We start from the raw sequence: 25,612 nt of genomic DNA, 5'->3' as shown, positions 1-25,612 counted from the left end.
ATAAAAGATTTGGCTCAGTTGAGTTTTGGAGGTTTCATTTCGTTAAATTGCCAATCAGCTTCATCTAGCCAACCGTTGTAGCCATTACCCATAAGACGACACTAAAGAACCTTAAATAATAGATTATCGACGCAAAAGATTACAAATATTTAGGCCATAATAGGGAACAAGAAATTATTGAACTTGAAAATATGAACAATAATTTTGTAATAATTTCTAGATTAGTTGAAGAAAACTGTCTTATAACAAGAGCTAGCTATTTTTTTTCAATTCATTTTATAATCAAAGAAATTATGCTTCTGGGCATAGTATTATTCTCGTTGTCAATATTTCTTCTACCTGAAGCCGCGTTAAAAAAAATGGGAATATCTGAAATCGTCAATGTATTCATATTCATATTGCCAATTTTTCTCTTTATTACAGCCGTAATTCACATTATTGAACGAATTCGAATAACTAATAAGCTGAATAAGGCAGAGATAGATTTTGAAAACATGACTTTAACTATTAAGAATATTGACCCACTTGGGAAACATTTTTATGAGAATATTACATGTTCGATTGGAGAAATTAGACAGTTTAGGCTTAGGAGCAACAATTTCGGATTTTCAATATTTAAAAGATATATGCAGAACACTGTTTATATGGAATTAAAAAATGGTGATACACATACAATGTTCCCAATAAGCCGCATTCAAAATTTCAATAGTAGAAGATACATTGATTTGCTAACAAGTATCTTGAGAATATAAAAAGTGAAAACTGGCTACAATAACATGCTACCATAACGCATCCAGTTTTCGAATACTTTGGTAAGTTCTCAGCTTAAGCTACCAGGACTATGCGACCACCTATTAGAATAAACTAAACAACCTATGAAACTATCCCTAAAAATCAGAAATACCTTAATCGCTCTATTAATTTTCTCAAATCAATTAGTAGCTCAAACCACCTACGATCATAAGTTACTTGAGGTAATAGCAGATATAGAAAAGAATTATGCCGGCTTTTCAAACAAAGTCGATAATCAGAGGGTTCCTTATGAGTTTTTTAAAGCCGACTTAATCAACCAATCAATAAACAATACGACACAGTTAAGAGCGCATGTTGATCGCTATCTTCAATTTTTTAATGACGGACACTTATATAGTTTTAATTTTAACATAAGTAATTTTGAGCACCAATTGAATAAGCATCGTAAAGAATTGTATCAGTTCAAAGTAGTAAACGACAATACCTGCTACTTGAAAATTGGCTCATTTTCAAATAAGATAAATGTTGATAGTTTGCTTGCGACAGCCTATGATGCCATGTCTCAACATAAAAACTTAATCATCGACATTCGGAATAATGGCGGTGGTGGAGACAGTTCATTCGATAAACTCTTACCCATTATTGCAACCAATGATATGTTTGTAAGAAATATTGATCTCCTGGCTACTCCTGATAATTGGAAGCATATGAAGGATATTACAAAGATGGAAGAATGGAACCCTTTGTATGAAAACCAATTTGTATCGGCTCCCTGGATAAAATGTAAAGAAGAGTATTTGAAATTATACAAGTACAAGGCCACCAATGAATTTCCTAAAAATGTGGCCGTTTTGATGAATCGAAAGACCGGAAGTGCCGCAGAGCAATTTGTATTGTGTGCAAAACAAAGTTTTAAAGTCAAAACCTTTGGTGAAAATACAAGTGGCTCGTTTGATTACAGTAACTGTCGGCATTTTGAGGTTATCAAGGACTCATTATACATATCAGCACCAACCACCAGGGTAAAAACTTTACCTGATAATAAAATTGACCCTAATGGTATGTCTCCCGACTTTTATTTAAGGCCTGAAAACCAAATTGAACAAGTGCTTGAATACATTCAAAAATGGGAATAGTACCTATGATAACATATTAAAGAAAGCCTGTAACAAATGGATATGAAAACTAAACTAGTATTATTATTAAGCGTCCTGAGTCTGCAGTTTTGCACTGCTCAAAACAGTCAGACCATTAAAAATTTGCAAGCTTTTACCAGAGCCTATGGATACGTCAAGTATTTTCATCCAAGTGATGAAGCTTTTGCAGTAGATTGGAATAAGTTTTCGGCCTATGGCGCGGCAGAAGTTGAGAAGTGTAAGAACAATGAAGAGCTGGTTGAAGCGCTTAATAAGGTGTTTTTGCCCATTGCGCCTACAATTAAATTCGGATTGAGTGACAATAAAACGCCTTATAAGGCTGAGCAAATCACTCCTGAAAATATAAAGGATTACAAGCAGGTTTACTGGCAACATCAGGGTGTGGGTTTTAATACCTTGTATGCCAACAAAAAGAGCAATCCCTATCAAAGTGTTAGGGTTAATAAAAAGGCCGAGGTAGATAAGAGTGCTGAATTTGGCAATTTAATGACCTGGATTAAGCCCAAAGACTTACGCGGAAAAGAATTTAAATATGAAGGCTGGGCAAGGTTAGAAGATGGCAGTGAAGGTCAGGGGCAGCCATGGATTAGAGTTGATTTGGGCAAGCGAAAGGTGGGCTTTTTCAATAATTCACGAAACAATCCGATTACCGATAGCAAATGGACAAAATTTGAGATAGAAGGGCGGGTTGATTCAACAGCGCAGGGCATTGTTATTGGTTGCTTCCTCTTGGGGAAAGGAACTTTATATGTAGATAATATTAAGCTGAGTTATAAAGAAGATAACGCGTGGATTGAGTTCCCTGTAACGAATAAAGATTTTGAGACTGAGGGCTTAAAAACAAATGGAAAAAGTGATGCTAAGTGGAGAGGGCTTGGAGATGGTTATGCCATTAAAATCCAGAGCAAGGATAAGCAATCAGGCAGCAAGGCTGTGAAGATCCAATACGAAGGAGAGACGAGTGTTAATAAAGGCGAGCAGCTTTTTGACTGTAAACCGGAAGTGGGCGAAATAATTGAGGAAGAAATAACAGATGGTGTCTATTGCCAGATACCTTTGCTTGTGTTTGGCAATAAAACGGAGACTTACCCGCCGGCGGATAAACAAAGCTTGGAAAAGCTAAGCAGCCAGGTTTCCAAAATAAAAGAATCGCCTGACGATTTATATGTCAGGATTGGTAACATTGTGAATACTTATAATTTGTTTAAACATTTTTATCCGTATTTCGATGTTGTAGATGTCAACTGGGAAGCGGAGTTGCTAAGTGCGCTAAAGCAATCATACGCTGATAAGAATGGTGAAGACCACCAAAACACATTGCTCAGGTTCACAGCTAAACTCCGGGATGGACATGTGAATGTGGGTAGCAAATACAACTACAATCATATTCCACCTATATTATGGGAGTGGGTGGAAGGAAAGCTGATTATTACGCATGTAAAAGATAAGAGCTTGCCCTTTAAAAGAGGCGATGTTGTTGAAAGCATCGATGGAAAAGCACCATCAGATTATTTTGCTAACACCCATAGCTTAATATCGGCCGCAAATGAGGGCTGGTTAAACTACAAGGCTATTAATAAAAGTTTGGCAGGAAAAAAGGGGAGCACAATAACCATTGGCCTTAACTCCCGCGAGCATGTATTAACCAGAGCTTACTCTAAAGATGAAGTACTAAAGAGTGGTGATGTAAAAACGGATAAATACAGGTTTTATAATGACAGTAGTATCGTTTATTTAAATCTGGATATCATCGAAATGGACACCATTAATGAGCTCATGTCTGCCCTAGAAAAATCCTCAGCCATCATATGCGATTTACGGGGTTACCCCAATAGTAACCATGCCCTTATATCGCACTTGTTAAAGGACGATGATACGAGTGATGCCTGGATGCAGGTGCCTCAAATCATTTATCCCGACTACAAAAATGTGTGTAGTTATGAAAAACATGGATGGTTCATAAAAACCCAAAAGCCTTATCTGGGCGATAAGCAGGTGATTTTCATTATTGACGGACAGGCCATCAGTTATGCCGAAAGTTATTTAGGCTTTATTGAGGGCTATGATCTGGCCACAATAGTAGGCCAACCGTCTGCCGGTACAAATGGCAATGTTAATCCATTTGAAATTAATGGAGCTTACAGAATTTCATGGACCGGCATGAAAGTGCTAAAGCACGATGGTAGCCAGCACCATGGCATTGGCATTATCCCCGATGTTAGAGTTGAAAAGACGATTGAAGGAGTGAGAGACGGAATAGATGAATTTCTTGAAAAAGCACTCGAATTAGCAGAATAGCCAGTTACTAACAATTAACAAAAATCATAGCCACCACACATGATGGCTATGATTTTTGTAAGAAGCCTTACTTTAATATAAAATAACGCTATGAAGCCAACACAAAACAATATCCTTAAACACCCCTCAAAAAAGAACCTGATTATCATTACTGCCGTATGGTTAATTTCCATGGTATTACTGGTGCTTAGTATGACTGATTTATTTACAGAGAAACCGTTTCAAAAGTCCTACCTATTGATGTATTTTCTGATGCTAAGCAGTACTGTTTCGGTCATCAAGATGCATATGAATTACCAGAGAAATAAGGAAAGGCGAATTTGCGCTTAAGCGTTAGTGAGAACAATAAAAAACAACATATACCAATAGCGTCCTAAATGATTTTATTCTATGCTCTAAACTTCTTGTTACGAACCGGCCTCAGCCGGTAAACCAAAAAACAAGTTTGATTTGACGGTTAAGAATCGATTTTTGTTTGAGACTTTTTGAGGAATGAGAAAAGTTGAGTTTAATCGATTTTAGTCAATCAAACGTAGCTTTTTTGAGTGAAGCGGGTGTAGCCTTGATGCTTTTTCCTTAGTTTTTGACATCATCGGAACGATTGAGAATTGAGTATTCTTAATTGTTTCAGTGGTAAGTCGAGCGGATAGCCCAAGCGATGAAATTAATTAGGACAATATTGATCATATTCATACTTTAATACATCAAATCCTCATTTTTATGAAACCTTTACACCACATCATTATTCTACTCTTTTTTACTGCTTGCTCAACTACAGTGTTTTCCCAAGAAAAAGAATTAGTCAAGAAGCGGCGCGTGTTCTTTGAGCCTCAAATTGGGTTTTCTCACCTTCTAAAGAATAGTATCGACACTGAACTCAATAATGCTTTCAACTTTGGTTTACGATTTAGGTTTGAATCAGCATCAGAGAAATTTTCCTGGGCACCGACATTTAACTTCCGGCAATTTAAACACAAGGAAGACTACAGCGATTCAAATGCGTATTTATTAACCTTGCTAAAAACGGGTGTTCAGGGGAGCTTCGCCATCTTTGAATCTGAAAATAAGAAAGTCCGCATGTATAATTTTTGTGAGTTAAATTATACCTGGTCATCCTATGACTATCGCTATGAGGACAATTCCTTTCGACCTGATGATGTTCCAAATACCGATTTGTTTGAAATAATGTCGGGCAAAGGGCCAGGTTTAATGTTAGGCTATCGTTTGCAACTTCAATATTTCTTTATTGAGATGGGCTACGATATTTTTGGGGCTAATCATGTATTATCAGATGAAGCAAGAGATGTTTTAGATAGTGGTGGTACGGCTTATGACAACGAGATAGAACAAGGCATCAACTCTTTTAACTTTCATATTGGCGCTTCAATTCCACTTAGGTTTAATTAAAGGGCATGAAGAGGGCATGTCATAGTTATTCAACTTATACTAGATGCAATGAACGAACCATCAACTAAATATTTTATTGACAGAAAAGAATGGAGAACCTGGCTCGAGTCAAATTTCGAGACTGAAAATGATATTTGGTTGGAGTATCCTATAAAGAAAACCGGCCAACCACGAATACTTTACAATGATGCGGTTGAAGAAGCCCTCTGTTTTGGGTGGATTGACAGTACAGTTAAATCACTGAACGAAGAAATTTCCATTCAGCGGTTTTGCAAGCGCAGAAAAAACTCATCTTTCTCACAGCCAAACATCGAACGCTTAAAGTGGCTTTATGATAATGATTTGATTCATAATTCAATCAAAAATGATGTAAGAAAAATAATTCATCAGGAATTCACTTTTCCGGATGATATTATTAAGGCCTTAAAATCGGAAAGTATAGTGTGGGAGAATTATCAGAAGTTTTCGGAGCCCTACAAACGTATCAGAATTGCCTATATCGATAGTGCACGAAAAAGACCTGACGAGTTTGAAAAACGTTTAACTAACTTCATTGGAAAAACAAGGGGTAATAAATTGATTAAAGGATTTGGTGGCATTGATAAATACTATTGAAATTAAAAGTTTTCATTTTATTTTAACCTGCAGAAGTACTAATTGATACTTTATGAATAGCGTCCTAAACGATTTTATTCAAGGCTCTAAAAATCTTGTTACGGAATCGGCCTCAGCCGGTAAACCAAAAAGCAAGTTTGATTTGACGGTTAAGAATCGATTTTTGTTTGAGACTTTTTGAGGAATGAGAAAAGTTGAGTTTAATCGATTTCAGTCAATCAAACGTAGCTTTTTTGAGTGAAGCGGGTGTAGCCTTGAACTTTTTTCCTTAGTTTTTTAGTTCAAGCTAAAAAAGTAAGTCCGGTTTGGGCGGATAGCCCAAGCGATTAAATTAATTAGGGCAATTATGTTTTTTTTAACTCAAATTTTTAAACTATGCACTGGATGCTATTAATTATTGCCGGATTGTTTGAAGTAGGCTTTGCCACCTGCCTGGGTAAGGCCAAGCTATCTGTTGGAAGTGTGGCAGCCTGGTGGTATGTTGGCTTTGTTGTAAGCTTAAGCATTAGTATGCTTTTATTAATGAAAGCCAGTGAGTCAATACCCATTGGTACAGCCTATGCTGTTTGGACTGGTATTGGTGCTGCCGGTACTGTTTTGGTTGGGATATTCTTGTTTAAAGAGCCAGTAACTTTCTGGCGAATATTTTTTATCACCACATTAATAGCCTCCATTGTAGGTCTAAAATATGTTGCTAATTAATAGTTGGATGTGATGATGATCCGAAAGGCCACCAAAAAACGATGTCCCGATTATTACTGAGCATATCTTTCTGGGAAAGGAGGAATTTGTTGGTTCTGTGTGGATTAGAGAAGGTAAGGCCAAGAATTACCTTACGGCCTTGGCTGGTAAGCCATAAAACAAGGTTGTATATGACGTTTAAGAATCGTTTTCTGTTCGAGCGAAGTGAGTTTAAACGATTCCAGTCATTCAACCGTAGTTTTATGAGCTTTAGCAGGCGTAGCCAAAGATTTTTTTGCTTGCGTTTTTTCATCATGGAAATTACTTTAGTTATTCATGAGGGCCGATGAAGACAAACACTTCCGAATAAAAAATGAAGTCGGGGTTTGGGGTTGAAAACCCCAGGGTGATAGTAAGAGTATTACCCATTAAATATCATATTGAGCCAAATTATTTCAAAAGTAACAGGATTAAAAGATGCTGCTTAAGCAAATGCTTTTCTATACGCTTTTATTGAGCAGAAGAATTATTGGTGCTCCTATGTTAATTTCTATTTGAAGTAAGTGTTGAAAGGAGTCGATTCATAAATATATTCAAACTAAATGCATGAAGATTCACATATGACTACTCAGAAAATGATAGTCTGGTGTATGAAGAAACCAATATTTGTAGTAGATTAGGCTTGGGGTAACAACAAACGAATTGAAAACTGCGTCAGCCTTGTCTGGGTTATGACGAATACACTATCAATACAAAAAAAATAAATGGAATACGATAAAAGCAATATTTTCCTGATGTTTCGTGTTCAAACTTTACTTATTGATTGGATTGTGAACCATACTCTAAAAGAAGATTAGCATTTTGCTATATACATTAATGACAATAAACTCAAGTTAATAGTTAGCTATCATGAAAACATTATTAGGCATTTTTGTTACAAGCCTGTTTTTTATAACAGCCACCGCCCAGGATAAAAAGATTTGGGACGAAACCAAAGAAGAAAAAACAGAACGTTTGGCTTGGTGGACACACGACCGATTTGGCATGTTTATCCATTGGGGTAGTTACTCTTTAGCCGGCAGGCACGAATGGGTAAAAAAGAATGAACGCATTGATGACGATACCTACCAAAAGTATTTCGAAAATTTTAATCCCGATTTGTATAATCCTAAAGAATGGGCCAGAATGGCTAAGGCAGCTGGCATGAAGTACGCCGTTATTACCACTAAGCACCATGAGGGTTTCACACTGTTTGACTCAGAGTATACCGAATATAAGGTCACCAATACACCTTATGGTAAAGATGCATTAAAAGAGTGGGTAGAAGCATTTAGAGCTGAGGGTTTGAAAATAGGTTTTTACTATTCGATAATCGATTGGCATCATCCTGATTATACCGTGGATCGTGTGCATCCGCAAAGTGCTAAAAACCAGAAGGGGTATGATGAATTAAATAAAAACCGTGATTTGTCGGTATACCGTAAATATTTAAAGAATCAGGTGACTGAGATATTGACCAATTATGGTAAGGTTGATATTTTGTGGCTCGATTATTCATTCCCCGGTCAATTTGGCAAGGGCCGCGATGATTGGGGGGCTGTTGAATTGATAAAATTGGTGCGTGAACTGCAACCCGAGATAATCGTCAATGATCGCCTTGATTTAAAAGAATATTGGGGCGGATGGGATTTTACAACACCCGAACAATTTAAAGTGGACGAGTGGCCAACTTATAATGGTGAAAAAATACCTTGGGAAACATGCCAAACATTTAGTGGTTCGTGGGGCTATTACCGCGATGAGATGACATGGAAAGACAATAAACAACTATTGGTATTGCTAATAGAGTCGGTAAGTAAAGGTGGTAATATTTTATTAAATGTTGGACCAACAGGGCGCGGAACAATTGATTATCGGGCAGAAGAGGCTTTAGGGCAAATTGGCGATTGGATGAAATTCAATAGTCGTTCAATATATGGCTGTACTCAGGCACCTGAATCTTTTGAGGTACCAGATAATGCATTATTGACCTATAATCCTGATAGCAAGCGCTTGTACATTCATTTGCTCGATTACCCATTGCAGAACTACACCTTGAAAGGAATGAAGGGCAAGATAAAGTATGTGCAATTTTTACACGATGCTTCTGAGATAAAGATGGCGGCTCCTAAGGGGCATTGGATAAAGCAGGAACTAGCTGAAGGAGATGTGAACCTGATACTGCCGGTTAATAAACCACCGGTTGAAATACCAGTTATAGAAATCATCTTAAATTAGATTAAAAGTTTAATGCTTCAGTACTGATAAGCCATTATGTTATGAACATCATTTTAAGGAAATATCGAATCGATTTTATGCCGAAATTTACGAGGTCATTAATGTGAATTTAGGGAATGCCACAGTGTTATTAAGAATATTAAGACTAAAAAACTATGAAAAAAATGAATAAGCTCATAACAGTAGTGCTGTTAGTTATCTGTAACCTTTTGGCTCAATCAGTTGAAGCTAAGGTTAAACTGCCAGCCATCGTATCGTCCAATATGGTTTTGCAACGCAATGCATCTGTCAAATTGTGGGGCTGGGCCAATGCCAATGAGAAAATAGCGATAAACACTTCATGGTTGAGTAAAAAAATAATCATTCAGGCAGATAATGAAGGACACTGGTACACTGAGGTTATTACAACGGGCAGCAAATCGCCACAGACCATTCACATCAAAAGCAAGGAATCGGACATAACTTTGGATAATATCTTATTTGGCGAGGTATGGCTATGCTCGGGACAATCGAATATGCAGCAGCCATTGAAAGGGTACAACGGGCAGCCAACTTTTGGAGGCAATATGGCCATTGCCAAATCGGCCAACCCTCATTTACGCTTATTTACAGTTGAACGCGTGGGGGCTAAAGAGCCGTTAAATGAACTTGAGAAATATACAGCCTGGCAGGAGGCAACACCGCAGAGTGTGATGAATTTTAGTGCCGTGGCCTATTTCTTTGGCCAGCAATTGCAGGAAATTTTGGATGTGCCTGTTGGTATGATACATACTTCTTGGGGTGGTAGTTCGGTGCAGGCCTGGATGAGTAAGGAGGTGATGAGTGAATTTCAGGAGGTGAATCTGGAGAATGTTGATATCGATCAAAAGACTAATCGCATACCTACGGCTTTGTTTAACGCTATGATACACCCTTTAATTCCTTATACAATAAAAGGCGCATTGTGGTATCAGGGTGAAAGTAATCGAGGTGAGCCAGAGAATTATAAAAAGATGTTCCCGGCCATGGTAAAGGATTGGCGATCACAATGGGGGATAGGTGATTTTCCGTTTTACTTTACGCAGATTGCACCCTTTATCTATGGCAATAACGAAGCATTTCAAGGACTAGATAATTCCGCTTTTATACGCGAAGCACAACTGCAGTGTGTGGGTTTGATACCCAATTCAGGCATAGCCATTACCATGGATGTTGGTGATGATCATTGTATTCATCCGCCTAAAAAGAAGGAAGTGGCCGATCGATTATTATTCAATGCTCTGAATCAGACCTATGGTATGACAACCGTGGATTATGCCGGGCCAGTCTTTGAATCTCAAGAGGTGAAAGATGATGGGATTGTTCTGAAATTTAAACATGCCGAAACAGGGGTGTTTGCCTATGAGGCCTTAAGTGGATTTGAAATAGCAGGAGCTGACAAGGTGTTTTATCCGGCTAGTGCCAAAATAATCAACCGTAAAGATCTAATAGTAAAAAGTAACAAGGTACCTAAACCTGTAGCCGTTAGATATGCCTGGTGTAACTGGGTGCAAGGTACCCTATATGATGTTAACCTGTTGCCTGCTTCATCGTTCAGAACTGATAGCTGGGAAGATGCGACACGTGTAAAGGATGTAGTTGAGTAGCATAGTATTGACTTGTTTACCCACTATTATAGTCGCTCTGAGTTTTTTCCGTTACAACATGAATAATCTGAGTTTGACTTGAATCTTAAACGATGCTTCATAGAATAATGAGCTAATGACAGATAATTCCAAGATAGCTATTTCACTTGCTACAGATAAGGATAGGGATAGGATATATCATCTTAGACATGATGTATTTGGCTCTGAGCTTCGACAACACTCAGAGAATGAATCCGGTATTTTGCGTGACAAACTAGATGACTTTAATACATATATTATAGCCAAAATTGATGATGATATTGTTGGTTTTATTAGTATTACAGCGCCTGATAAAAACCTTTATTCCATTGATAAATATTTCGATCGTGAGGAACTTCCATTTGTAGCTAATGAGGGTTTGTACGAAATGAGGATATTGACGGTTGTTAAAGCTCATAGAGGTAAACCAATTGCTTTGGCTTTGATGTGGGGAGCGTTTAGATGGATTCAATCTAATGGAGGCGACAGCATAATGGCGATAGGTAAAACCGATTTGCTGGATATGTATGTTAAGCTGGGCTTTAAAGCCATGAATAAGACGGTGCAGTCAGGAGAGGTTTGTTTCGAACTATTGTATGGCAATGTAGAGGTGTTAAACACTTTTATTGAAACCAATTATAAACAGCTTTTTCTAAAGCTGGAAAAACAGTGTGATTGGAATATTGGTATTAGCTTTTTTAAACCTGCCAATTGTTATCACGGTGGATCATCCTTTGAAGCGATAGGAAATGAATTCGATGCGCTACATAGAAAAGAGAATATCATAAATGCCGATGTGTTGGATGCCTGGTTTGATCCATCGCCAAAAGTAATAAGTGCACTAGAAGCTGAACTTAAATGGATTAGTAAGACCTCACCACCCACAGATAGTGCAGGCATGGCAAAGTGTATTGCAAAATACAGAGGCGTGAAAAACGAAAATATACTTCCAGGTGCAGGTTCATCGGATCTTATTTTTATGGCATTTAAAGAATGGTTGACACGCTCGTCTCGTGTATTGATATTAGATCCTTCGTATGGAGAATATGCACATATCTTAGACAAAGTTATTCGGTGTCAGGTAGACCGCTTGGAATTATTGAAAGAAAATAAATATGCAGTTGATATTGAGGCTCTCATTAGCAAGGCAAAAGAGTGTTATGATCTAATTGTACTGATTAACCCCAATAGTCCAACAGGGCAATACCTTTCAAAAAGGCAGCTTGAAACAGTTTTGAAGCAAATACCTTCCACTACGCGTGTTTGGATTGATGAGACATATATAGAGTATGTTGGTAAAAATAATTCTCTTGAGACCTATGCTGCCCAAAGTACAAATGTGATTGTTTGTAAGTCAATGTCAAAAGTGTATGGTCTGAGTGGCTTGCGTGCAGCCTATTTATGTGCTTCACCATATCAACTAGAAACACTACAATCGGTTTCGCCACCATGGGCTGTTAGCTTGCCGGCTCAATATGCCGCCATATTGGCCTTAAAGGATGAGGAGTACTATGAAAAATGTTATGCTGAAACACATATCTTACGAGATGAATTCATCAATGAATTATCGAAAAACTATTTTGTAGAAGTAACGCCTTCAGTGGCTAATTATGTTTTGTGTCACCTTCCTCTTGACGGCCCAAATGCTGAGTTTATAATCGAAAAGTGCAGGGAAAGAGGTCTTTACCTACGTGATGTTTCAAATATGGGCAGTCATATTGGAAACCATATTATTAGAATTGCCATAAAGGATAGGGATACAAATAATCAGATGCTAAAAATATTGCAAGAAGTTTTGGCTTGTGTGCATGCCTGATGATATGCTTTGTTTATGTTTTATCTAATGCACACAATAAACATATAATCAAAAAAAAACTATAAAATTTAAATTACTATGAGTAGTCAAAATTTGGAAGTCATTGCCTGGCGTAGCTCCTTCAATACAAATGTTACCCGTATTGATACTGAGCATAAGTTGTTTATTATGCTGATGAATTCCTTTAAAAAAGCGCTTGATACAGGACGAAATGAAGAGGAACTATTGCGTATAATCGATGAATTAGAAAAGTATGCCATTTTTCATTTTAAAAGTGAAGAAAACCTGATGGTTTCTATCGGATATCCCGATTATAACAATCATTGTACTGAGCACCATAAATTACTGGAAAGCTTTTTTGTGAGCCGGTATTCCAGTATTGGTTTCACAGGTTTTTATCGCTTCTTAGTTGAGTGGTTTGTTGAACATACAGCTGTTGAGGATATTAAGATTAAAGCCTACATAGAAGCAAATCAGATCGATCTTACTGAAAGTTGTTATAATCTTTAAATCACTCAATGAATAAGAAGAAATACGAACTAGGTTAGATAAATAAAAAGAATGTAGAACTGGAATATTACCTTATTTAAACAATCGCATCAAATACAATACATTATGAATAAATTAATACTGTCTTTAGCCATTTTTTTATTGATTGGCTTATGCTCATGTGGGAACAAAGAAGTAGCACCTCCTAATATTATCGTGTTTCTGGTGGATGATATGGGCTTAATGGATACCTCGGTGCCCTTTATGTGTGATACTGAAGGTACGCCGATCGAATATCCCTTAAATGATTTCTACCGTACGCCCAATATGGAGCAATTGGCCAGTCAGGGCATTCGCTTTACGAATTTCTATGCCCATTCTGTTTGTTCACCTACCCGAAATTCAATCATGACTGGTCAGAATTCGGCTCGTCATGGTTCTACAAACTGGATTCGCTCGGAACGTAATAATCGCACTGAGTTTGGTCCGCAGAACTGGAACTGGGAGGGGGTAAATAGTGAATCAGTAACACTGCCTCGTCAATTGCAGCAGGCTGGTTATAAAACCATTCATGTTGGGAAAGCCCACTTTGGTCCCATAGCTCACGATGGTGAAGACCCTCTTAAACTAGGCTTTGATGTTAATATTGCAGGTAATTCTTTTGGACATCCGGGTAGTTATTATGGTGAAGATGGCTATGGTCATATCAAAGGTCAAAAAGCAAGAGCCGTTCCTGGTTTGGAGAAATACCACCGGACAGAGACTTTTCTGACGGAAGCGCTCACACTGGAAGCGAATGCAGCCATCACTCAGGCCAAAGAAGAGGGTAAACCATTTTTTCTGCATATGGCACATTATGCTGTTCATGCACCATTTCAGTCCGATCCCCGTTTTGCCGATAACTATAAAGAATCAGGAAAATCAGAAAGAGCACAGGCTTATGCAACTTTAATAGAAGGGATTGACAAGTCATTAGGTGATATCATGGCCCATGTGAAAGAATTAGGCATGGAAAAAAATACTTTGATTTTGTTTTTGGGTGATAATGGCTCTGATGCTCCTTTGGGAAATGAGGAATATAGCAGTTCATCACCACTAAAAGGAAAAAAAGGAAACCATTGGGAAGGAGGTATGCGCGTTCCGTTTATTGCAGCGTGGGTAAGTCCTGATAATACGAGTAGTGTTCAACAGCTAATGCCTATTGAAACAAACTCCATACAGCAACAATTAGGAAGTGTACTAGATATTTTTCCAACCATCTGTCAATTAACAGAAGCAGGTGTTGCTGACGAATATGTTTTAGATGGTTTTGCTTTACAGAAGCAATTAGCAGGTGAGTCAAACAGTGAGCGAACAGAACGGTTTCTAAATCATTTTCCGCATGGTAATCACCGTACTAACTACTTCACTAGTTTAGTCGACGCTGATTGGAAAATTATTTACCACTATCCGATAGAAAGTCCCGAGCGTTACGAACTATTTAATTTAGCGGATGATCCTTTCGAAGTTCATAATCTGGCTAAGGAGAAGCCAGAGCAGCTTAAGTTGATGATGGAATTATTACACGATGAGATGCTTGATAAAAATGCCCTTTATCCTGAAGTGGATGGTGTAGCACTTACATTAAAATTGCCAACTGAAATCATTTATTAATGTAATAAAAGAACCCGCCAATTGTTTATTTGGCGGGTCTTAAATATTCTATTAAAAACTAAATGTTTTCGTCTTAAGACTTTATCCATGTTAGTTTGTGCCATAGTTTCTCAAGTGGTCCTTGTTTGTAATTAATAATCCAGTATTTACAAGCGTAAAACTGTATGGTAAATAGTACAATGCCAATGCCAAATGAAACTGTATGGCGTACCTCTGGTCCAATGCCTAATCCATAACCAAAGAATACAAAACCACCAATAATGGATTGCATCACATAAGCAGTTAAACTCATTCGTCCGGGATATTTTAAGCCACCAAGCAACTTGTTAAAAAATGACGTTTTAAACAATAGGATAAAGGCGGATACCATCATGAAGGTAAAACCTATATTTCGGTGCATTTCAACAATAGGACGAACTAATTGAACTTGTTCTTTAGCATCAAAAAGAGCATTGATATTTAATCGAAAAAGGTAAAAAGGAACGAATATTATGGTGGCGGCGATGAAGGTTCTTAACCAAAAACGACGATTATTGGCCTTATCATCAAACTTATTGTTTTTACCGAGCCAATAGCCAATAATAAATAAGCCAGCTGTTTGTACCAGTCGACCTACTTCAAAGGCCCATATCAAACTTACCTTATGGCCATATAGCGTATTTGCTTTTACTTGATTGAAAAATGAATCGCCCAATTGTGCCTCTTTCAATAATTTCCAATACTGGCCTCCATGGCGAGGAGGAAGTACATAATCGGCATTTGTTAGGTATTGGATATAATGCCACCACTCAATAGGCTGTAACAGGCAGATGAAAGCAATAATTAAGAGTAACTGATGACGCAGGTTACGGACAAAAAACAATACCACACCAACTAAGGCATAAAGCATTAGTACCTCACCAGGAAAGAAAAAGCCATTAAAAATGGCAAAACCAACTAATATAAGTAGGCGCCATAAATAGCGATATCCAAAATCTTTGCCTTGTTTTATCTGCTTGGCCATCATCAGGCTAAAAGTGAAACCAAACAGTATTGAAAAGATGGCATAGCCTTTACCCCCAAACATAAAGAAGAGAGAATCCCAAACTACCGTATCTAAAGCGCTAAGCCATGCCGGTTGTGATTCCGCACTCGGAAAAACGTAAAAATTAAAATGTTCGATACTATGCAATAGCATAATACCCAATATAGCAAAACCCCTTAAGGCATCTACTACCTCTATTCTATTTTTCTGTTCCATTAAAATAACGTTTGTGTGTGATATGTGGCAAAGATGAATAATGATTTTGCTCCTTCTAAATATTTAACGTTTTTTAAAAACTTTCTTAATGAAAAGACAAAACCCGCTAACTAATTAAGTAAGCGGGTTTGTCTTTTGTCTATAATCTGTTGTTTTCTTCTATTTCAGGTATGTATCTAACCAGCGGAAGAATTCGCGTTGCCATAAAATACCGTTATGGCACTGCAGTACCCAATGGTTTTCTTCAGGGAAATAAAGGAAGCGAGCTGGTACACCAACCATTTTGGCTGTATTGTATGCTCCCATGCCTTGTGTATAAGGAATACGGAAATCTTTAGCTCCATGAATCACTAACATTGGAGTATCCCAATTCTTTACAAAGTTATGTGGTGAGTTAGCATAGCTGCGCATAGCCGTTTTATTGCTCTTATCCCAATAGTTGCCTTTGTAATCCCAGTCCACAAAAAACATCTCTTCAGTAGTGCTGTACATCTGCTCAAAATTAAAGATGCCACAGTGTGAGATAAATGCTTTAAATCGTTTGTTGTGGTTTCCGGCTAACCAGTATACAGAATAGCCACCATAGCTGGCACCTGCTGCTCCAAGGCGATTTTCATCAACGAATGGTTCTTTAGCTACTGCATCAATGGCCGAAAAGTAATCTTTCATATTCTGGCCACCATAGTCTCCACTAATCTGCTCGTTCCATTCCTGTCCAAAACCTGGTAATCCACGTCGGTTAGGTGCCACAATAATGTAATCGTTGGCCGCCATCATCTGGAAATTCCAACGCAGACTCCAGAATTGGCTTACCATACTTTGTGGACCACCACCGCAATACAATAATGCAGGGTATTTCTTATTCTTGTCGAAGTTAGGAGGATAGATGACCCACACCAACATGTCTTTGTTATCGGTGGTTTTAATCCAGCGCTTTTCAACATCACCCATTTTCAATTGACCTAGTAAAGGCTCATTAACTTTTGAGATGTTAGTGCCTTCACCTGTTTCTGCATCAATGCTTATGATTTCAGTCGGGTGCTTCATCGATGTTTGAGTGGCAATTAACCCGTTGGCAGCAATAGCTACCGAGTTGTAGTTATGGATGCCATCTGTTACCTGGCTTATTTTTTCGTCCGCCATATCAAAACGGAAGATCTCTTTTGAGCCTTTATCTTCACTCGTGAAATAGATATGCTTGCTGTCTGGTGTCCATGTTAAGCCATGTACATTCTGGTCGAAATCAGCCGTATAATCTTTCTTTTCAAAAGTTGCTAAATTCATGATGAATAAGCGATTTTGATCGGCTTCGTAACCATCACGTTCCATGCTTTCCCAAGCCATGTATTTGCCATCAGGAGAATAGGTAGGAGCAATGTCGTAACCCATCATGCCATCAGTAAAATTACTGGTTGTTCCCTCTTTGATATTGTATACGTAGATATCGCTATTTGTTGAGAAGGCAGCTTCCATACCTACTTTCTTCTTGCTGGTATAGGCAATGCTTTTACCATCAGGCGAGAAGTTAATTTGTTCCATGCCACCCCAAGGTTTGTTAGGAGAATGAAAGCGTTCGTCTTTCATTATATCGGTGCCTTTACCAACTGTGGCACCATTGGCATATTTAATGTAATGTACATGGGTATATGTTGGATCAACCCAGTGATCCCAATGGCGATACATTAAATCATCTTCAATTCGTGCATCGGCAAATTTTAAATCTGGATGCAGATCGAGTACCGTCTTATCTAGTTTTACATTTTTTAAATAGGCCAACTTGTCCATTGTTGGTGAGTATTTATAGCCTTCAATGCCGCCCTCAATTTTTGTTACTTGCTGATTTTGCGAGCCATCAGGATTCATCTCCCACAATTGAACATCACCCGAAGCAGCTGATAAGTAACATATTTTAGCACCATCAGGGCGCCAGCTTACTTCAAACTCACCTCCTTTAGTTGTGGTTATTTGTGTGAAATCGCCACCCGTAACAGGCATAGTGTATATGTCAGAATACGTTTTGTTTTCTTCAATTTTAGTGTACGAGATGGTGAATGCAACTGTTTGCCCGTCTGGCGATACAGATACGCTACCCACACGGCCAAACGACCAAAGGATTTCCGGGGTCATAATTTCACTGTCAACCTTTATGTTGCGGTTGGTAAATGTGGCTTCTTTTTCTGTTTTTTGAGGAGCAGAGCAAGCGCCTAACAGAAAAACAAGCGATGCTAAGAAAGCAAATTGTTTCATGGTAAATACGATTTATAATTGAACTGTTTTGTTGTTGCGTTTCGTTCCGACTAAGTTAAGAAGTTATTTGTTATCTGTATTTGAGTTTTGTCAGGGTTGATGAGTTTAGTGTTTTATGTGCTGATTTTAGTTGTTTAACTCCAAATTAAATGTTCTCAACTCTCAGTGCTGTAAGTTATTTTGAATTATCCTAAATAGTTAGTTACTCGTATTTTACACTGTTTTCTATGGCGTAATTTGCCTACCTTACCTATTCCTTTACAAAACCCATTATCATGAACAAAACGAATAAAAACGACCGTCGTCATTTTCTTAAGATGACAGCTGCCGGACTAGCCGGAGCTACTTTGTTGTCTCATACTGCCGAGGCGAAATCAAAAAAGAAAGCCAAAGTTATTTATCGGACTCTTGGACGCACTGGTGTTAAACTACCTATTGTTAGCATGGGCGCCATGAAAGATGGAGCCATGGTGAAAGCCGGTTTGGCCAAAGGGGTTAAACACTTTGATACAGCGCATGTGTACCAAAAAGGAAAAAACGAAAGCATGCTCAGCGAAGCCTTACATGGACATGAGCTTCGCGAATTATTAACGGTTACTAAAGTTTTGCCCGATGATATGGATCGCAAAACAGGTTTGATTGGTGAGGGCTGTACTGCTGAGAATTTTCTGAAAATGTTTGATATTAGCCTGGAACGATTGCAGGTTGAATCGGTAGATTTATTGTATGTTCACGCAGTTTCAACAAAGCAGTCAGTATTGCATCCTGAAATTATTAAAGCTGTAAAAATCGCCAAGGAGCAAGGTAAGTGTAGATGGCTTGGCGTATCAACTCACAAAAATGAACCGGAAGTGATTCGTGCTGCAATTGAAGCTGGTATCTATGATGTGGTATTAACAGCTTATAATTTTAAGCAGGATCATCGCGAAGAGATTAATAAAGCGATTGAAGAAGGTGTAACCAAAGGCATTGGTTTTATAGCGATGAAAGTAATGGCTGGTGGATTTTTGGATAAAGACCAGAATGACCCTGTAAATACAAAAGCAGCATTAAAGTGGGCATTGCAAAATGAAAATATTTGTACCTCTATTCCGAGTTTTACCACCATCGATCAGCTTGAGGAAAGCTGGAGTGTGATGGAGAAATTAAAGATGACAAAGCAGGAGGCAAAGGATTTAGAATTTGCACGCGAGTATGCAGGGTTATATTGTAATGCCTGTAGCCAGTGTGACGGACAGTGTCAGAAGAATCTGCCTATTCCGGAAATAATGCGCTCATACATGTACACTTATGGCTATCGAGAAATGGGTAAAGCTAAGGAGTTGTTGGCCAGTATGGGCATGGTTAACGACCCATGTTCAAACTGTAATGAATGTACTGTGACGTGTGTAAAAAGTTTTGCCGTTGGCGAAAAAGTACAAAGTGTTAGTCGATTGATGGATGTGCCGGATGATTTTATCGTTTAAGTTAATAGGGCATTATAAAAAATGAATATACAACAAAGAACAGATATGCGAATCAACAAATTACTACTAGCATTACTTCTTATTGGCGGAACTGTTTTCGCACAAGAATACCCCGGGGAATTTACAAAGCTAGATGGATGGAGTATTGAAGGGGAGAAACAGTTTTACTCAAGAGATAATTTATATGATTATATTAATGGCGCTTCAGATTTTTATCTGGGCTATGATTTTCAGGATTTATGGGTTGTAGATTATAAAAATGAAGCCGGGCAAATGTTAACGCTTGAGCTGTATCGACATGGTGATAAGCTGAAGACCTTTGGTATTTACTCCGAGGAACGTCCGCAGAGTGCCAAGTTGCAAGAGATTGGTGCACAAGGTTTTTTAGAAAGTGGTGCTGTATTCTTTTTGGCCGATAATTATTATGTAAAAGTATATAACAGCAGACCAGAAGTGGGCGAAGCTGATTTTGTGGCTTTTGCAAAGGCTGTAGCACAAAGCATTTGCTCCGATTGTGGCATGCCTCATCAGTTCGAGTTGTTCCCTGAAAATGGGAGAGTAGCTTTAAGTGAACGTTATATGCCTGAGAATTTTATGGGTATTTCTGGGTTTAATGGCGTTTGTACCGTTAAATATGAGCATCAAGGTGAGTCATTCAGGCTGTTCGTTTACGAGGCAAGTGATGAAAATTGTCGCGCATTAATGGAGAAGTACTTCAAGCGTTTAAAATATAAGAAGAAGCTAAAGGAAAAGACTTATAGTTTTGATGATCCGTATTTAGGTAAAGTACAAATCTACTATAAAGAGGGGAGAGTAGCTGGGATGTTAGATGCAAAGAATCCGGATTCGCATCAAGTGCTTTTTGAGGCATTAATTAGGTAACTAGTGTTTTAATAAATCTGGCACAAAATAAAAGCCGCTAAACATATCGTTTAGCGGCTTTATTATTCTGTATCAAGCTTTTTTTTAATATTGACGACGTCCGCCACCATGGCGTCTGCCACCTCCGTCGCGGTCGCGTTTTCTGCCAGATGGTTTTGGCGATGCTACTTCAAGGCTTACTTTTTTACCTTTAAGTTTAGCTTTGTTAAGCTTGGTAATTAGCTCTTGCTCATACTCTTTATCTACTTCAACAAACGAGAAGTTACGAAGCAACTCTATCTTTCCAATCTTTACGGTTGTTCCGCGCATGTTGCTATTGATAAGTCCAATGACTTCGCCCGAAGTCAGCTTGTCCGTTTTACCAATGTTAAGGAACAAACGGCTGAATGAAGCATTGCCTCTATCGCGCCCTCCGCGTCCTTCACGACGACCACCTTTACCACCACGTTCTTCTTTGTAGATGTTAAGGTCTGGTGCATTTTGATAATACTCCATAAAGCGATTGAATTCAGCAGCAACAAACTGCTTAATCAACTGCTCTTTATCAATGCTTTCCAACTTCTCATATAAAGCTGGTAATAGTGCATTTACAGGAGATGACTCTTCTAGTTCTGTTTTACCAACGCGATCAAGGAAGTGAAATAATTGCTTTTCACAAATCTCATCAGCCTTCGGTACCATTTTACGCTCAAAGCTTTTCTTAGCGATTTTCTCAATGGCTTTGATGCGATGCATTTCGCGTGAGTGAATAATGGTAACTGCAATACCTTCTTTTCCTGCACGTCCTGTACGACCACTTCGGTGAATATACACCTCAATATCATCAGGTAAATTGTAGTTGATAACGTGAGTCAGGTCATTTACATCAATACCACGAGCTGCTACATCAGTAGCAACAAGTAATTGCAGGTGCTTCTTACGGAAGCGGTGCATCACTAAATCACGTTGTGCTTGTGATAAATCACCATGTAAAGCATCGGCATTATAGCCATCAGCCATTAATTTATCGGCAATATCTTTTGTTTCCTGTCGTGTACGGCAAAAGATAATACCATATACATCAGGTGTAACATCAACTATACGTTTTAGAGCACGATAACGGTCATGAGCTTGTACCATGTAATAATGATGCTCCACGTTTTCAGCTCCCTGATTCTTTGTTCCTACACTAATTTCTACTGGTTCCTGCATGTAGTTTTTCGACATACGTGCAATTTCAGGTGGCATTGTTGCCGAGAAAAGTAATGTTTGACGCCATTCAGGGGTCTGTGCCATAATGCTTTCCAGGTCATCCTTGAATCCCATGTTAAGCATTTCATCAGCCTCATCCAGAATTAACCAGCGAACATCGCCCAGTTGAATGGCTTTGCGATTGATTAGGTCATTCATACGACCTGGTGTTCCAACCACAATGTGCGAACCACGCTTAAGTGCTTTAATCTGGGTGCGAATTTCTGTTCCACCATAAACAGGTGTGATAAACAGGTCGCGATAGTTCTTAGCGTACTTCTGAAGATCTTTGGTAATCTGAAGACAAAGTTCGCGAGTAGGACATAAGATTAATGCCTGTACGTTCTTTTCTTCTGTTTTGATTTGCGGGATAACTGGCAAGCCAAAAGCTCCTGTTTTACCAGTTCCGGTTTGTGCTAAAGCAATTAGGTCATTCCCATAATTTAAAATCTCAGGAATTGTTTTGCTTTGAATAGGTGTTGGTGTTTCATAACCAAGCTCACCAATAGCACTTAGGATTTCCTCTGGAAGTCCTGTTTCTTTAAATGTCTGCATAATTTGCTTTTTATCCACCCGCTTCCACGTTCTTGCAGCTGTTCCCGGATTAAGCAATGACGCTACGACTGTGCTACTGAAAGTGACCGGAGTGGTCCTTATTTTAACTGAGGCGCAAAGATAGATCGATTTTTGGATAAATGGTACTAATGGCTATTGTGGGGGTGATATTTTGTGATTAATTAACTTTAGGCCGTTAGAATTAATCTGCATAATGCGATTATAATGATAGTTTTAGCGAAACAATATAATTTCTTCCGGGTGCTGCAATGCCTGATGAATAAGTTTTGTAGCGTTCATCGGTTATGTTGTCGACGCCAGCCGTAACAATGGTTGATTGGCTGAAAGCATATTGGGCTTTAAAGTTTATTGTTGTCCATCCTGGCGAATAGGGGTTGCCATTAGCATCTTTTGCATATAAATATGCTTTCCCAATTTCTGAATCGGGCATGTTTTTATAAGCTACTTCGCCATTGTACTGGGCGTTCAAATCTACACGCACTTTGTTTTTTTCGTAACTCAGGTGTGTTGTTCCAAACCAGGGAGCGGCATGTCGAAGAGGTGCAAAAGACCCATCATCTAATTCCTCTTCACCTTTTTGATAATTAAAACGCGAAGAAGCACTAAGGCCACTTTTCCATTTGTATTCGATACCCGCTTGAATACCATATACGAATGCTTTAGCAGCATTTTGAATAGCTTGCACACGACTAAACTCTTCATCATACATAATGCTGTCGTGATCATTAAGTTGATAATCGCGACGCACCATCGCATTGGTTAAGTGAGTATAATAGGCAGCAAAATCAATCTTCCATTTTTTAACGACCACAACTGCAGCACCTATCTCGGCATTGATGGCGTATTCGGGTTTTAAATTCGGGTTTGGCACAACTACTGCGCCAGGCTCTGAATCGAACACTTTGCCAACGTCATCAATGTTTGGCGCTCTGAAACCAGTGGAAAGCGAGCTGCTTAACTGCCAGTTTTCACTAGGAGTATGTATAATGCCCAAACTACCGGTTAGTGCCCCAGTGTTTATCGTAATGTCTTTAAAGTCAAAATCGTAAAATGAATTATCAAAGTCAGCATTTAAATAAACGAAGTTATAGCGTAAGCCAGCCTGAAGGTTTGTTTTGGTATTCACATGCTTCAAATAGCTGGTATAAACAGCTGCCGACAGCCATGTGGAGCCATCGGGATATCGTGATGCAGCAGGATTGGTATCGTTATTAATCAGGTTCTCTTCGATGCCTTGTGAGCCCACTTTATTGCCAATGAACTCAAGTCCATAAAAGAATTTATCACCATCTTTCCATTGTTTTTCAAAATCGATATTGGTACTGAAGGCATTAACTTTTTCTGTTCGGCGTTTGATATTCTCTTTGTGAATTTTACGATTATGACGGCTTTCTTCAAAGTATTGATGTGCAGCTATTATCTGTAGATGATCGAAAAAGTTGTTAGAGGCAGAATGTTTAATGTTTATATTATTCATCAACCACTGTTGTGGACCATAGTACCAATCTCCATACAGTAATTTGCCATCATCGTCTGTCATTATCAGTCGATCGTATCGGGGTATGTTCGATGATGATGAATAGTGAAAGCCATAATTGAACTTCCATTTTTCATTAGGTATGTATTTAAACTTCTGCATCAGGTTTAATTGATTGTATGCAGATGGAACTTGTAATATAGGTTCGTTGTTGTTTACAATTAGATCTTCGTTATTAATTCTCTCAACATATTGAGGTCGTAAGTACTCATCAGGACCGTTCTTTCCCATTTTTAAATCACCATAGTCTGAATAACTTATTGATGTAAAAGATGCTAGCTTATTAAAGCCCAGGTTAAAATCAAAATGCCCGGTTTTTTCGTTGTTAGCCGAAGAATAACGCGTTAGTGCATTTGCCTTAAGGATACTTTTATCTTCGTGCGAAACAATGGGATCAAATGAATAAAAACCCATGACACCACCAATGGCATCACTGCCATAAATAACCGAGCTTGGACCAAAGATGACTTCGGCACGGTTTGTGGCAAAGGGATCTAACGAAATGATATTTTGAATGTTGCCACTTCTGAAAATGGCATTATTCATGCGAACACCATCTACAGCAATAAGAACGCGATTGGTTGCAAAGCCTCTAATCATTGGGCTTCCGCCACCCATTTGGCTTTTCTGGATGTAAACATCGCCTGTCATTTCAATAAAGTCAGCTGCCGTCTGTGGGTTTAAGAAGTTGACCTCTTTAGGCTTTAAAACGGAGATTTTAGCAGGGGTTTCTCTTCGTCCTTGTTTCCATTTGGTGGCAGAAACCACTACTTCATCAAGAGATAGTTCAATCTGTTCCATTAGTACTTTAAAACCTTTGTTCTTTAGGTCATTGTAACTGTAGGTAACCGTCTCGTAGCCAATTAAACGAAAGGTAATGTCATTGATGTTAACAAAGGATTGAAGGTCACTTTGACCTTTCATGTTTGTAATGGTGTTAATTTGCTCAGATTGTGAGAAAATGTTTACTAATTCGAGGGGTTGATGCGTGTGCGTATCTCTTACCTGAACGGTTTGAGAACTTGACGAAATAGCAAAAGTATATATAAGGACTAGTAGTGAAAATCGAATCATCTGTCAGATAAAAGAATTATAAGATGGCTGCAACCTAAGCAAATATCGTGCAAATATAGGATTTTTCATGAGTTAATTTGGTGAAAGTACTTCTATCAAATATACTGTTTTATAGAGTTGAGTATATCTGTTTCATACACATGTTATTGAATGCTTAGTCGTATTAACATCTTATTTAGTCATACGCTTTTATCTATTTGTCAAAATATAATCAACCTTTAGCTAAGTGTTCGTATCTATCTCAATACTTTTGATTTAAAAATTATTAATTAAGGATAATGAAACGTTATAGTTTAAGTTTGTTAGTGTTGATGTTTGCTTTAAATATATTTGCGCAGGATTTTCATACCTGGCTGATATTGATGTTAAGGATGAATCACAAGAAGCTGAAGCGCTTGATGCCGCTATGGAATGTTGTTGCTACTTAACAGCCGTTAGATTTGATAAAAAAGATAAGCATAGAGCTTTGGCTACCGAATTTGTTGGTAATTACATTAAGGGGACTTCTATAAATTAAAACTTTGACATACAGATGTGTATTAGTATTTTCAGGCGATAAAATCAGCCGAAA

Annotated in this window: 18 protein-coding genes; 14 read left to right on the top strand and 4 right to left on the bottom strand. The window is 38.3% G+C overall.

The features are described 5' to 3' along the window. Positions 1-875 precede the first annotated feature (875 nt). The 11 genes from JIV24_RS18655 to JIV24_RS18605 all read left to right on the top strand — a co-directional run bounded on the left by JIV24_RS18655 (position 876) and on the right by JIV24_RS18605 (position 14,789). A complete protein-coding gene (locus JIV24_RS18655) occupies positions 876-1,889 on the top strand; it encodes a S41 family peptidase (RefSeq protein WP_200466595.1) in 1,014 nt (337 codons plus the stop codon). Between the two features lie 42 nt (positions 1,890-1,931). Beyond that, the gene (locus JIV24_RS18650; protein WP_200466594.1) at positions 1,932-4,208 is read left to right on the top strand and encodes a S41 family peptidase; all 2,277 of its coding nucleotides are present in this window, start codon (positions 1,932-1,934) and stop codon (positions 4,206-4,208) included. 90 nt (positions 4,209-4,298) lie between these two features. Then, the gene (locus JIV24_RS18645; protein ID WP_200466593.1) at positions 4,299-4,538 is read left to right on the top strand and encodes a hypothetical protein; all 240 of its coding nucleotides are present in this window, start codon (positions 4,299-4,301) and stop codon (positions 4,536-4,538) included. 390 nt (positions 4,539-4,928) lie between these two features. Continuing rightward, positions 4,929-5,615, top strand: coding sequence for a hypothetical protein (locus tag JIV24_RS18640; RefSeq protein WP_200466592.1), 687 nt, complete (start codon positions 4,929-4,931; stop codon positions 5,613-5,615). Between the two features lie 48 nt (positions 5,616-5,663). Continuing rightward, positions 5,664-6,230, top strand: coding sequence for a YdeI/OmpD-associated family protein (locus tag JIV24_RS18635; protein WP_200466591.1), 567 nt, complete (start codon positions 5,664-5,666; stop codon positions 6,228-6,230). A gap of 375 nt (positions 6,231-6,605) precedes the next feature. After that, positions 6,606-6,932 (top strand): DMT family transporter, encoded by a 327-nt coding sequence (locus tag JIV24_RS18630; RefSeq protein WP_200466590.1) that lies wholly within the window; start codon positions 6,606-6,608, stop codon positions 6,930-6,932. An 888-nt stretch (positions 6,933-7,820) separates the two neighbouring features. Beyond that, positions 7,821-9,188, top strand: coding sequence for an alpha-L-fucosidase (locus tag JIV24_RS18625; protein WP_200466589.1), 1,368 nt, complete (start codon positions 7,821-7,823; stop codon positions 9,186-9,188). A 164-nt stretch (positions 9,189-9,352) separates the two neighbouring features. After that, positions 9,353-10,813 (top strand): sialate O-acetylesterase, encoded by a 1,461-nt coding sequence (locus tag JIV24_RS18620; protein ID WP_200466588.1) that lies wholly within the window; start codon positions 9,353-9,355, stop codon positions 10,811-10,813. A 115-nt stretch (positions 10,814-10,928) separates the two neighbouring features. Further along, on the top strand, positions 10,929-12,647 hold the full coding sequence (locus tag JIV24_RS18615) for an aminotransferase class I/II-fold pyridoxal phosphate-dependent enzyme (protein ID WP_200466587.1): 1,719 nt from the start codon (positions 10,929-10,931) through the stop codon (positions 12,645-12,647). A gap of 78 nt (positions 12,648-12,725) precedes the next feature. Next, a complete protein-coding gene (locus JIV24_RS18610) occupies positions 12,726-13,157 on the top strand; it encodes a bacteriohemerythrin (RefSeq protein WP_200466586.1) in 432 nt (143 codons plus the stop codon). Positions 13,158-13,262: 105 nt separating this feature from the next. Beyond that, entirely contained in the window at positions 13,263-14,789 is a 1,527-nt protein-coding gene (locus tag JIV24_RS18605) for a sulfatase (RefSeq protein WP_200466585.1), read from the top strand. A gap of 73 nt (positions 14,790-14,862) precedes the next feature. Here the strand turns inward: JIV24_RS18605 and JIV24_RS18600 are convergent, their stop codons facing one another. Further along, a complete protein-coding gene (locus JIV24_RS18600) occupies positions 14,863-16,029 on the bottom strand; it encodes a DUF418 domain-containing protein (protein ID WP_200466584.1) in 1,167 nt (388 codons plus the stop codon). A 159-nt stretch (positions 16,030-16,188) separates the two neighbouring features. Beyond that, positions 16,189-18,276 (bottom strand): S9 family peptidase, encoded by a 2,088-nt coding sequence (locus JIV24_RS18595; RefSeq protein ID WP_200466583.1) that lies wholly within the window; start codon positions 18,274-18,276, stop codon positions 16,189-16,191. Between the two features lie 275 nt (positions 18,277-18,551). On the opposite strand from JIV24_RS18595, the gene JIV24_RS18590 reads away from it, so the two are divergent. Continuing rightward, complete coding sequence (locus JIV24_RS18590; RefSeq protein WP_200466582.1) at positions 18,552-19,742, top strand: aldo/keto reductase; 1,191 nt, start codon at positions 18,552-18,554, stop codon at positions 19,740-19,742. Between the two features lie 21 nt (positions 19,743-19,763). Further along, a complete protein-coding gene (locus JIV24_RS18585) occupies positions 19,764-20,624 on the top strand; it encodes a DUF6599 family protein (RefSeq protein WP_200466581.1) in 861 nt (286 codons plus the stop codon). An 84-nt stretch (positions 20,625-20,708) separates the two neighbouring features. On the opposite strand, the gene JIV24_RS18580 is transcribed toward JIV24_RS18585, so the two are convergent. Both JIV24_RS18580 and JIV24_RS18575 read right to left on the bottom strand, forming a co-directional pair. Next, positions 20,709-22,409 carry a DEAD/DEAH box helicase gene (locus JIV24_RS18580; protein ID WP_200466580.1) on the bottom strand — a complete coding sequence of 567 codons (1,701 nt, stop codon included), beginning with the start codon at positions 22,407-22,409 and terminating at the stop codon, positions 20,709-20,711. A gap of 220 nt (positions 22,410-22,629) precedes the next feature. Beyond that, positions 22,630-25,041, bottom strand: coding sequence for a TonB-dependent receptor (locus JIV24_RS18575; RefSeq protein ID WP_200466579.1), 2,412 nt, complete (start codon positions 25,039-25,041; stop codon positions 22,630-22,632). Positions 25,042-25,319: 278 nt separating this feature from the next. Between JIV24_RS18575 and JIV24_RS22490 the strand changes: the two genes are divergently transcribed. Then, a complete protein-coding gene (locus JIV24_RS22490; protein WP_234445879.1) occupies positions 25,320-25,469 on the top strand; it encodes a hypothetical protein in 150 nt (49 codons plus the stop codon). Positions 25,470-25,612 lie beyond the last annotated feature (143 nt).

The organism is Carboxylicivirga marina (assembly GCF_016612505.1).
Taxonomy (GTDB): Bacteria; Bacteroidota; Bacteroidia; order Bacteroidales; family Marinilabiliaceae; genus Carboxylicivirga; species Carboxylicivirga marina.
The sequence above is the reverse complement of the archived record's forward strand: the minus strand, read 5'-3'. Positions and strand labels throughout refer to the sequence as shown.